Raw genomic sequence first — 10,282 nt, forward strand, 5'->3', positions numbered from 1 at the left:
CCGGATCGATCCGGGAGGGCGGCTTCTGGTGTGGGAACTCCTGCTGCGGTGCGATCGGGATCGTCAGCTCGTGGGTTCCCAGAGCGAGAGCGCCGTGATCCAGGATTCGTCGCCCCAGCCGCGGTGCGACTGCACGGCCCGGTAGACGACGCCATCATGCTGCACGAGGTCTCCGCGCGAGTATGCGGCCGTCGCCGACCACGGCGCGATGCCGTCGACCGGGTCGACCGGGTCGAGGGGATCGGTCGGCTCGTCGGCATCCGTCGTCACGGTCAGCACCTGACTTGCGGCCTCCCCCGCGGCGGAGACGGCCACGACGCGGTAACGGTACGTGGTGGCGGCGGTCAGGCCGCTGTCGAGGAAGCTCGTCGAGGCGGTACTGCCGACGGCGGTGAAGGTCGTGCCGTCCAGCGAGCGCTCGATGCGGTACTCGTCTGCGCCGTCGGCTGGCGACCACATGAGGTCGACGCTGGTCTGGGTGCGATCCATAGTGTGCAATCCGCCCGGTGCGGCCGGCCCCACGGGATCGACGGGATCAACCGGGTCCACCGGATCGATCGGGTCCACCGTGCCCTCGCCGCGGATGTCGATGTCGATGGTGTTGTAGAAGGCGTTCTGCGTGTCGGCGACATCCCACACCGCGTAGATCACGTGGTACCCGGTGCGGTCCGACGGGATGTTCAGCGTGTGGACCGTCGGAACGGTCGGGATCGCCCCGCCGCCGTCGAAGCTCGTCAGCGGCTCGAGGTCGGCGCGGTCGAGTTCGTCGTTCGGGTCCCAGCCCTTCTTGGTGATGAAGTAGCGCCACTGCGCCGTGCGGTGCGCGGCCGTCAGCGACCAGGCGACCTGGACCGGCCCGGGTTCGACGACGTTCTTGGCCCACCGAGTCGCGGACTGCTCATCGAGCGTGCCGCCGAAGAGACCGCCGGCCGACGCGAGCTGACCGTCGGCGGGTCCGGCGGACGGGAAGCCCTTCGGTGCTTCGAGACTCTGCGGCTCGTACTGCACGGCACCGCGATCGGGGTTGGCCGACCAGGCGGCGCGGGCGATCAGCGTCGACGACGTGCCGCCGACATGGCCGTGCGCGGATGCCGGTGGTGCGGGGGCGATGAACAGGCTGGCGGCAGCGAGAGCCACGACGCCGAGGGCGGCCGATCCGAGTCGGGGAAGAGATGTCATGCATCCTTCCTAGGCCATTTCTGGACTCAGACCAATATTCTCTACACGCGTGTCAGTTCGTGCGGGGCGACGTTCAGCCGGTCGCAGCCGTCGGCCGTGACGACGACGATGTCCTCGATGCGCGCACCCCAGCTTCCCGCGAAGTAGATCCCGGGTTCGATGCTGAAAGCCATGCCCTCGCGCAGCACCAGGTCGTTGCCTGGCGCGATGTACGGCTCTTCGTGCACCGAGACGCCGATGCCGTGACCCGTGCGGTGCAGGAACGCCTCCCCCAGGCCGGCCGCGGTCAGCACCTCGCGGGCCGCGGCATCCACGTCGGATGCCGTCGCACCCGGACGCACCGCATCGACGGCCGCCTGCTGCGCGCGCACCAGCACCGCGATGCGTTCGGCGGCGGTGGAATCGGGCTCGCCGACGGCATAGGTGCGGGTGCTGTCCGAGTTGTACCCGCTCGGCACTGCGCCGCCGATGTCGACGACCACGATGTCGCCGTGCTCGATCACGCGGTCCGAGACCTCGTGATGCGGATCCGCGCCGTTCGGGCCCGAGCCGACGATCACGAACTCGACCGTGCGGTGCCCCTCGGCGACGATGGCTTCGGCGATGTCGGCGGCGACCTCCCGCTCGGTGCGACCGGCCCGGAGCCACTCCGGCACGCGGCGGTGCACGCGGTCGATCGCGTCGCCCGCCCGCTGGAGCTCCGAGAGCTCGGCGGCATCCTTGATCATGCGCCCCTCGCGCAGCACCGGGGTGGCGAGCTCGAGAGTCACCCCGAGACGCGCGCCGATCGGCACGACGTGCAACGCCGGCAGCGCATCGGAGACGCCGACGCGGCCGACCGACCCGACCGCCGCGGCGACGAGGTCGTACGGGTTCTCTCCGTCGATCCAGTCGGCCACGGCGAGCCCGAGCTCCCCCACGGCCGTCGACCGCACCTTCGCGAGTTCCATGCGCGGGACGACGACCGTGGGGGCGAAGCCCGGGCCGATCAGCAGGGCGGTGAGGCGTTCGATCGTGTCGCCCTCGACGCCGACCAGATACTGCAGGTCCGCGCCGGGACCGACGATGATCGCATCGAGGCCGGCCTCGGCGGCGAGCGCGGAGGCGCGCTCGAGGCGGGCGGCGTAGACAGCAGAGGCGAAGGGCAGAGTGCTCACGGCCTCCACGCTACTGCCGGTCGTCGACGCTGTCTCGGCCGTTCCAGCGCGACCCGTCCGGGTCAGCTGATCGCGAGACGAATCCGCTCCGTGAGCGCCTTCTTGTTCGCAGATGTCAACTCCAGCAGGGCATACGCGGTGGGCCACATCGTGCCGTCGTCGAGGTTCGAGATCGGCTCGAAGCCGAACGTGCCGTAGCGCACCTTGAACTTGCTCGCCGGCTGGAAGAAGCACAGCACCTTGCCGTCCTTGCCCCAGGCGGGCATGCCGTAGTACGTGCGCGGCACGAGGTCGGGGGCGACCTCGGAGACCAGCTCGTGCAGTCCTGTGGCGAGCTTCTTGTCGGAGGCGTCCGACAACTTCGCGATGGCCTCCTTCAGGTCTGCCTCGCCCTCGGCGCGCACCTCTTCGGGGGTCTTCTTGGCCCGGGACTTCGCCTTGCGCTTGTCGGCGGCCGCCGCCTTCATCGCCTCGCGCTCTTCGGCACTGAAGGTCGTGTCGTCATCAGCCATGATCCGCTCCTTTTCGTCGTGTTGCGTCTTTTCTTCAGGCTACGGATGCCGGTGCGGCCGGTCTTCTCGATTCCTGACCGGTCCTCACTCCTCGAGCAGGAACGCCAGCTCGACCGTCCACTGGGTCTTCCGTCGCTCGAGGCGAGGGTCGGTGCGCAAGATCTCGAATCGACCCGCCCAGGCGCCCGTGGGCGGATCCGTGTCGAAACGCCGCTCCGTCTCCCCGACCCACTCCTGCAGCATCCGATTGGCCTGCAGCGAGCTGCCGCGATACGCGAGCAGCGCGTAGTCGCCGGCCGGAGCCGCTCCGGGGCGCACCCGCTCGTCTCCGTCCGACGTCACCCCCATCACGCCGACCTCGATGTCCATGTCGGCCGCCATGTCGACCTTGTGGAGTCGCAGGAAGAAGGGCCCGTCGGTGCGAACATCGCGTTCCGTGAGCCAAGCGGCGAGCTCCGCCAGGAGCAGGTCTCGAACACCGAGCATGCCGCGGAACGGAGTCACCAGACGGATGCCGACGGTGGGCACCGCATCCCGGTGCTCGATGCGGGGTCCGTCGGAGACGACGAGGGTCATGGCTCCATGATGCTCGCCGCCTCCTGCGTCGTCCAGGCCGACGTCACGGAACGGAGCAGGTCATCGATGCAGGATCCGCTCGACGGCCGCGACGACGGCGGCTCGATGAGCGGCGATGCGCTCCTCATCGTCCGGCGCGCCTTCCAGGGCGGTGAGGCCGGTGGGGGAGACGAACCATGCCTGAGCGATCGCGTAGACGATGACGAGCAGATCGACGGGAGAGAAGGGAGCGGGCGTGTCGCGGCGGATCAGCTCGACCTTGTCGGCATATGTATCCAAGGGCTCGGCGGTCGCGGCCGGCCGTTCGAGTTGCGCCCACAGGCTCAGCCGCAGAACATCCGGGTGACGTCGATGGTGATCGAAGACATCGCCTGCCCAACCCGTGAGATCGTCGGGTCGCGGCGGCGCGTCGTGCGCGAGCCGGCGAAGGGCGGTTGCCAGCGCCGCGTCGAACAGCCCGCTCTTGTCGCCGAAGTAGGCGTAGATCATGCGGACATTGCTGCTCGCCGCCTTCGCGATCCGGTCGACGCGGCCACCGGCCAGACCACGCTCCGCGAACTCCGCAACCGCGGCAGCAAGGATTCGCGCCTTCGTGGCTTCTGCATCCCTCGTCGCCATTGTCCTGCTCCTTCTCTCCGGTTGACGCCCGCAGGGTCACGACCTAATCTAAAGGTAAGTACTTATTTACTTATGGAGGACAACATGACGGATCCAGCGATCGCCCTCGTCACGGGAGCGGGTCGAGGCCTCGGACGCGCGACGGCTCGCGCCCTCGCACAGCGGGGTTACCGGGTCGTCGTCGCCGCGCGCGACGAGGAGGTCGCCGGGGCAGTGGCGGCCGAGATCGAGGCGGAAGGCGGCACGGCACGGCCGCTCGCCCTCGACGTCGCCGACGTCGAGTGCATCCGTGCGGCACGCGACACGCTTCTCGACGAGATCACCGAAGCGTGGCCGGAGTCGGCGATCGAGGTGCTCGTGAACAACGCGGGCATCGGACTCTTCGGTCCGCTCGCGGACATCGCCCCCGCGGACTTCGACGAGACCTTCGCCGTCAACGTGCGCGGTCCCCTGTTCGTGATCCAGGCCTTCGCGCCGCATCTCTCCGCAGGGGCCCGCATCGTCAACGTCTCGAGCTCGCTGAGTCGCCATGTGAGCCCGGCGACATCTGTCTATGCAGCCTCCAAGGCGGCGATCGAGGCGCTGGGGCGAAGTCTCGCGATCGAACTCGGTCAGCGCGGCATCCGTATCAACTCGATCGCGCCCGGGCCCACCGCGACCGACTTCAACGGCGGCGCGATGCGCGACAACGCGGAGCTCCGACACGGACTCGGTCAGCAGACCGCGCTCGGGCGCGTGGGCGAGCCCGACGAGATCGCCCACGCCGTGGCGGCCCTCGTGTCCGGCGACATGCGCTGGGTGACCGGCGAGCGCATCGAGGTCTCGGGCGGGGTGCTCCTGTGACCGTCGCCGTCTTCGGCGCATCGGGGCAGACCGGCCGCCGGGTCGTCGCGCGTCTCCGCGAAGACGGCCACGACGTCCTCGCCGTCGGTCGGAGGGCATCGGTGGCGGGAGAAGGGATCAGGACCGCGATCGCCGACCTCGGTCATTCCAACGTCGACGAGCTGGCCGGCATTCTGCAGGGTGTCGATGCGGTCGTGTTCGCGGCTGCGGGCGACCCGATTCGCATCGATCGCGATGGGGCGCTTCACGTCATCGAGGCCTCGGAACGTGCGGGCGCGCGCAGATTCGTGCTGATCACCGGCATGGGCGTCGGCCGGTCTCGTCCGGCGGAGTACCACGGAGGCTTCTGGGACATCTACTTCGGGGCGAAGGCCGCGTCGGAGGATGGCTTGCGTTCATCGACACTGTCCTGGACGATCCTTCAGCCGGGGGAGCTTCTGAACACTCCGGGTCGCGGTGCTGTCGAGCTGGCTCCCACGGGATCGCTCCCGATCGGCGCGGTGAGTCGAGACGATGTCGCGCTCACCGTCGCGGCGGTCCTCGCCGATGATCGGACGTCGGGGCGGAGCTGGGAGATCGTTCAGGGCCACCGCCCCCTCGGCGATGCCATCGAACGGGCGCTCGGGGCTGCGGTCGACCGTCGCGCCTGACGCATTTCTCAGGATCCCGGTGCCCAGGTCGCCTCCGGACCGATGGCGGCGGAGATGCGTCGGCTCGCCTCGCCGAGCTGGCGGGCCTGCGCGGCGGTGAGAGCGTCGAAGACCAGGCGCTGCACGAGAGCATGATGCGCCGGCGTCGATTCCAGGATCGCCTCGTGACCGGCGTCGGTGAGGATGCCGAGAGTGAACCGGCCGTCGGTCGGGTCGACCTGACGCCTGACCAATCCCTTGGACTCGAGCCGGGAGACCGCCCTCGACAGTCGGGACAGAGTGCTGTTCGCGTATCCGGCCAGCGTGCTCAGCCGTAGCGTGCGCTCCGGTGCGGAGTCGAGGGCGAAGAGCAGGCCGTGTTCGAAGTGCGTGAGACCGCTGTCGCGTTGCAGCTGGGCATCGAGGGCGACGGGCAGTCGCTCCAGGAGCGTGGCGACGGCAGACCAGATCTCCAGATTCTCTGCGCTGAGGGAGTGATGCGTCGGCTGCGGGGGCATGACGCCAGCGTAAGGGATGGCGGCCCGGTGGTGACAGTCGAGTGACTTGCGCGAGCAAGTGAATGTGCCGTATATTGACTTTCCTAAGCAAGTAAAACACCGACGCGCACACAACGAGGAACAGGAGTGGTCATGGACATGGGTCTGCAGGGGAAGACGGCCTTCATCAGCGGTTCGAGTCAGGGGATCGGATACGCGGTCGCCTCGGCGCTCGCCGCGGAGGGCGTCGCGGTCACCCTGAACGGGCGTGACGCGGGGCGCGTCGACGCCGCGGTGGCGCGGCTGCGCGGCGAGCACCCGACGGTGCGCGTGTCGGGCGTGGCAGCGGACTTCGCGGATCCCGGACAGGTGACCGCTCTGATGGAGTCGGTCGGCGACGTCGACATCCTGATCAACAACGTGGGGCTCTTCGGTCTCGCCGCGTTCGATACCGTCACGGACGATGAGTGGCAGCGGTACTTCGACGTCAACGTGATGAGCGGCGTGAAGCTCTCGCGGCGGATGCTCGGCGGGATGATCGAGCGCGGCTGGGGACGGATCATCTTCCTCAGCAGCGAGTCCGGAGTCAACGTGCCGGCAGACATGGTGCACTACGGGGTCACGAAGGCGGCGATGATCGCGCTGGGGAACGGTATCGCCAAGCTCACCCGTGGCACGGAGGTCACGGTCAACACCGTCCTCGGCGGGCCGACGTACTCCGACGGTGTCGCGGCCACGGTCGCGGCGGTCGCGGAAGCGCAGGCGCTGCCCGCCGAGGCCATGAAGCAGGCCATCATCGGGCAGAATCGCACGACACTGCTGGAGCGGTTCATCGAGCCCGCGGAGGTCGCGAACATGGTCACCTACCTGGCGAGCCCCCGCGCGTCGGCGACGAACGGTGCCGCGATGCGGGCGGACGGCGGAGTCTTGACCGCGATGCTCTGAGCAGGGCCGACTCATGGTCGGGGCGTGTCTCACCGTCCGGATAGGGTGAGGGCATGGACCTGCGTGTCGCGGCGTACGCGGTCGTCACCGATGACGACGGCCGGCTGCTGCTCGCGCGCTGGACCGAGGGTCGCCGTGTGGCGTGGACGATGCCCGGCGGCGGGCTCGAACCCGGTGAGGCGCCGGAGGATGCGGTACGCCGCGAGCTCCGCGAGGAGACCGGCTATTCGGTCAAGGTCGGCGAGCTCCTCGGCATCCACTCCCGGGTGATCCCGGCCAGCAGGCGCGTGCACAAAGCGAGCGAGCCCCTGCACACGCTCCGCATCGTCTACCGGGCCGAGGTCACCGGCGGCAAGCTCCGCTTCGAGGCCGACGGCTCCACCGACATGGCCGAGTGGTTCACGCTCAAGGCCGTCGCCGAGCTGCAGCGGGTCAAGCTGGTCGACATCGCGCTGCGGATGGCCGGCATCCTCTGACGCGTCAGTCGCGCGGCTGCTCGGGCACCGAGATGTCGGCGACGGTCGCGCCGTAGGCCGCGATCAGGTCGTCGGCCTCGACGAACAGGCTGTAGCCATGCGCGCCCGCGCCCATGGCGATGCGCTGACCGACGATCGTCTCGTCGGCATAGATCGGCCAGTCGGTGGTGCTGCCGATCGGCACGATCGTGCCCCGCTCGTACCCGGTCGCCGCGAGGGCGAGTTCCGGCTCGGGCAGACGGAGCTTGTTGACGCCGACCAGGGCGCGGAGCTTCGGCCACGAGATCGAGCGGCCGCCCGGCACCAGGGCGAAGAGGTACGTGTCGTCGGAACGCTTCACGACGAGGGTCTTGACGATGCCCGACGGATCGATGCCGAGCAGGGCGGCCGCTTCGAACAGGCTGTTCGCCGCAGGGCGCTCCCGGATGTCGATGCTCAGGCCGCGCGCGGCGGCCGCATCCCGCACCCGGGCATGCTGATCCCCTCCGACACCCGAAGGGTCGGAGGGGAGATCAGAAGAGGTCACGCGTCGGGAGCGGAGAGCGGGTCATCCGCGACCCAGAGCTCATCGTCTGCACGAAGAGCCTGCCACGCGGCGTAGAGCACGCCCACGGCTGCAGCCGCACCGAGGATGATCGCGACGACCGAGCCGAGGCCGACGGTCTTCTTCTTCTTGCCGAACGCACCGCGGGGAGCGGGCGGGGCGACGCCGTGACGCTTGGCGTTCGCATAGTCCCATGCGGTGAGGGCGCTTCCGACCACACCGCCGACGATGGGAACGACCTTGTCGTCGACGACATGCCGGCCGATCTTCACGCCCTGGTCGACGACCGGGGCGACGCGACGGTTGTAGGTGTCCTGCACGACAGGCAGCACCTGCTCGCGGCCGAGGCCTCCGAGCTGACGGCTCGCCTCACGTGCGATGTCTGCGGCATGGCCGACGACATCCTGCTGCGACTCCCAGAGCTGGGTGGCGTCCTTCTGCAGACGACGCAGTTGCTTCTTCCGCTTGCGGCTGAGGCTCACGATGTTCTCCTGTCCATTGCAGTGCGGGTTCCCCATCTTGCCAGACGAGGCTGGGTGGGCGTCGGGAAATTGCGTACCCTTGCAAACTCGGTAGCCGCGCGGTAGCGTACGTGCCCCTCATATCGGATGCCACGACGGGCGAACTCACCGGAAGCTCTGAGAGAATGGACTCATGGCTCACGCTTCCCACGTCGCAACCCTGCACACCAACCACGGTGACATCGTCATCAACCTCTTCGGCGACCACGCTCCGAAGACGGTCAAGAACTTCGTCGGCCTCGCCGACGGCACCCAGGAGTGGACGCACCCCGCCACCGGCAAGCCGGGCGAGGGCGCACTCTACAAGGACGTCATCTTCCACCGCATCATCCCGAACTTCATGATCCAGGGCGGCGACCCGCTCGGTCAGGGCGTCGGCGGCCCCGGATACAACTTCGACGACGAGATCAACATGGAGCTCAACTTCAACGAGCCCTACATCCTCGCGATGGCCAACGCCGGCCTCCGCCGCAACGCGATCACCGGCAAGCCCGAGGGCACCAACGGCTCGCAGTTCTTCATCACCACCGACCCGACGCCGTGGCTGCAGGGCAAGCACACGATCTTCGGCGAGGTCGCCGACGACGCCTCCAAGGCCGTCGTCGACGCCATCGCCGCTGTGCCGACCGCCGCCGGCGACCGCCCCATCGAGCCGGTCGTGCTGCAGTCGATCGACATCGTCGCGGCCTGACGACTCCTTCGGCCGATCCGGATGACGACGCCTGAGTTCGCGGACAACCGCGACAACTTCTGCTACCGGCATCCGGATCGGCAGAGCTTCGTGCTCTGCCAGCGCTGCCTCCGCACGATCTGCCCCGAGTGCCAGACGCAGGCACCGGTCGGCGTGATCTGCCCGGAGTGCATGAAGGAGCAGCAGAAGAACCGTACTCCCGCCCAGAAGCGCGCCCAGCGCCGCTGGGGCGGACGCAGCTCGGGCGGAACGATGACGGCCGTCCGCAGCGGCAGGCCCATGGTCACCTACGTCCTGTTGGCGGTGACCTCGTTCATCGGCCTGGTACAGCTGATCCCCGGCGTCGGGGATGTCATCACGCAGGCGCTGTTCTTCCGCGCTCCCTACCTCTATCCGAACCTGTTCCCGTTCCCGTTCGAGCCGTGGCGGCTCCTCAGCGTCCTCTTCGTGCACGGAGGGTTCTTCCACCTCGCCCTCAACATGCTCGCCCTGTGGATGCTGGGGCAGAGCCTCGAGCCCATGCTCGGCCGCGCGCGCTTCCTCGCGCTCTACCTGATCAGCGGATTCGGCGGATCGGTGATGGTCGCCGTTCTCGCACCGGGGAGTGCGACGGTCGGCGCCTCGGGGGCCATCTTCGGGCTCATGGCGGCGCTGTTGATCATCGGCCGGCACATCGGAGCGAACGTCACCGGCCTCCTCGTGATCCTCGGCATCAACTTCGCCCTCGGCTTCTTCATCGGCAACATCGCCTGGCAGGCGCACCTCGGCGGAGCGATCGTCGGTGCCCTCGTGGCACTGATCCTCACCCGCACGAAGCGTCGAGACCAGCGCGTCTGGCAGATCGTGCTGCTCGCCGTGCTGGTGGTGCTGCTCGGCGTGGTCGTCGCCTTCGTGCCGCCGCTCATCCTCCTGAGCTGAGTTGTTAACAGGGTTGTTAACCCCTGTGAATAACACCGGTGTAATTCTCCCCAGGCTGTGCACAAGGTTGTGGATAACTTTTGGTAGGCGTTTACGGGGGTCCGGTCGCGGGCGGACTCCCTTCGTTCGCAGAGCGGGTTCCCTCCCGCTGCGCGGGCCCCTCCCGATGCTCACTC

The 10,282-nt window shown here is 68.5% G+C and carries 14 protein-coding genes; 6 read left to right on the forward strand and 8 right to left on the reverse strand.

The genetic code is table 11. The annotated features are described in order from the left end of the window. Positions 1-63: 63 nt before the first annotated feature. The 5 genes from DW306_RS01105 to DW306_RS01125 form a co-directional block, all read right to left on the reverse strand. The gene (locus tag DW306_RS01105; protein ID WP_136053805.1) at positions 64-1,179 is read right to left on the reverse strand and encodes a lytic polysaccharide monooxygenase; all 1,116 of its coding nucleotides are present in this window, start codon (positions 1,177-1,179) and stop codon (positions 64-66) included. Between the two features lie 41 nt (positions 1,180-1,220). Further along, on the reverse strand, positions 1,221-2,336 hold the full coding sequence (locus DW306_RS01110) for a Xaa-Pro peptidase family protein (RefSeq protein WP_136053806.1): 1,116 nt from the start codon (positions 2,334-2,336) through the stop codon (positions 1,221-1,223). A gap of 62 nt (positions 2,337-2,398) precedes the next feature. Further along, a complete protein-coding gene (locus tag DW306_RS01115) occupies positions 2,399-2,848 on the reverse strand; it encodes a hypothetical protein (protein ID WP_136053807.1) in 450 nt (149 codons plus the stop codon). A gap of 84 nt (positions 2,849-2,932) precedes the next feature. Beyond that, entirely contained in the window at positions 2,933-3,424 is a 492-nt protein-coding gene (locus DW306_RS01120) for a hypothetical protein (protein WP_136053808.1), read from the reverse strand. 60 nt (positions 3,425-3,484) lie between these two features. Next, positions 3,485-4,042 carry a TetR family transcriptional regulator gene (locus tag DW306_RS01125; RefSeq protein ID WP_136053809.1) on the reverse strand — a complete coding sequence of 186 codons (558 nt, stop codon included), beginning with the start codon at positions 4,040-4,042 and terminating at the stop codon, positions 3,485-3,487. An 84-nt stretch (positions 4,043-4,126) separates the two neighbouring features. Here DW306_RS01125 and DW306_RS01130 point away from each other — a divergent pair, with 84 nt between their 5' ends. Both DW306_RS01130 and DW306_RS01135 read left to right on the forward strand, forming a co-directional pair. After that, on the forward strand, positions 4,127-4,885 hold the full coding sequence (locus DW306_RS01130; RefSeq protein WP_136053810.1) for an SDR family oxidoreductase: 759 nt from the start codon (positions 4,127-4,129) through the stop codon (positions 4,883-4,885). Then, positions 4,882-5,535: an NAD(P)H-binding protein gene (locus DW306_RS01135; RefSeq protein WP_168429193.1), complete on the forward strand. Its 654-nt coding sequence runs from the start codon at positions 4,882-4,884 to the stop codon at positions 5,533-5,535. The genes DW306_RS01130 and DW306_RS01135 overlap by 4 nt, the downstream gene beginning before the upstream one ends. Before the next feature lie 8 nt (positions 5,536-5,543). Here the strand turns inward: DW306_RS01135 and DW306_RS01140 are convergent, their stop codons facing one another. Next, on the reverse strand, positions 5,544-6,032 hold the full coding sequence (locus DW306_RS01140; RefSeq protein WP_136053811.1) for a MarR family transcriptional regulator: 489 nt from the start codon (positions 6,030-6,032) through the stop codon (positions 5,544-5,546). 132 nt (positions 6,033-6,164) lie between these two features. Between DW306_RS01140 and DW306_RS01145 the strand changes: the two genes are divergently transcribed. Both DW306_RS01145 and DW306_RS01150 read left to right on the forward strand, forming a co-directional pair. Further along, entirely contained in the window at positions 6,165-6,956 is a 792-nt protein-coding gene (locus tag DW306_RS01145; protein WP_136053812.1) for an SDR family oxidoreductase, read from the forward strand. A 53-nt stretch (positions 6,957-7,009) separates the two neighbouring features. Further along, entirely contained in the window at positions 7,010-7,432 is a 423-nt protein-coding gene (locus DW306_RS01150; RefSeq protein WP_136053813.1) for an NUDIX domain-containing protein, read from the forward strand. A gap of 4 nt (positions 7,433-7,436) precedes the next feature. Here DW306_RS01150 and DW306_RS01155 read toward each other — a convergent pair whose 3' ends face one another. Both DW306_RS01155 and DW306_RS01160 read right to left on the reverse strand, forming a co-directional pair. Next, positions 7,437-7,898 (reverse strand): YbaK/EbsC family protein, encoded by a 462-nt coding sequence (locus DW306_RS01155; protein ID WP_205814066.1) that lies wholly within the window; start codon positions 7,896-7,898, stop codon positions 7,437-7,439. A gap of 56 nt (positions 7,899-7,954) precedes the next feature. After that, complete coding sequence (locus tag DW306_RS01160) at positions 7,955-8,458, reverse strand: DNA helicase (protein WP_136053814.1); 504 nt, start codon at positions 8,456-8,458, stop codon at positions 7,955-7,957. A 172-nt stretch (positions 8,459-8,630) separates the two neighbouring features. On the opposite strand from DW306_RS01160, the gene DW306_RS01165 reads away from it, so the two are divergent. Both DW306_RS01165 and DW306_RS01170 read left to right on the forward strand, forming a co-directional pair. Next, positions 8,631-9,188 carry a peptidylprolyl isomerase gene (locus DW306_RS01165; protein ID WP_056375004.1) on the forward strand — a complete coding sequence of 186 codons (558 nt, stop codon included), beginning with the start codon at positions 8,631-8,633 and terminating at the stop codon, positions 9,186-9,188. Positions 9,189-9,209: 21 nt separating this feature from the next. Then, positions 9,210-10,106 carry a rhomboid family intramembrane serine protease gene (locus tag DW306_RS01170; RefSeq protein WP_136053815.1) on the forward strand — a complete coding sequence of 299 codons (897 nt, stop codon included), beginning with the start codon at positions 9,210-9,212 and terminating at the stop codon, positions 10,104-10,106. Positions 10,107-10,282 lie beyond the last annotated feature (176 nt).

The sequence above is a fragment of the Microbacterium sp. K24 genome (assembly GCF_004794465.1).
Classification (GTDB): Bacteria; Actinomycetota; Actinomycetes; order Actinomycetales; family Microbacteriaceae; genus Microbacterium.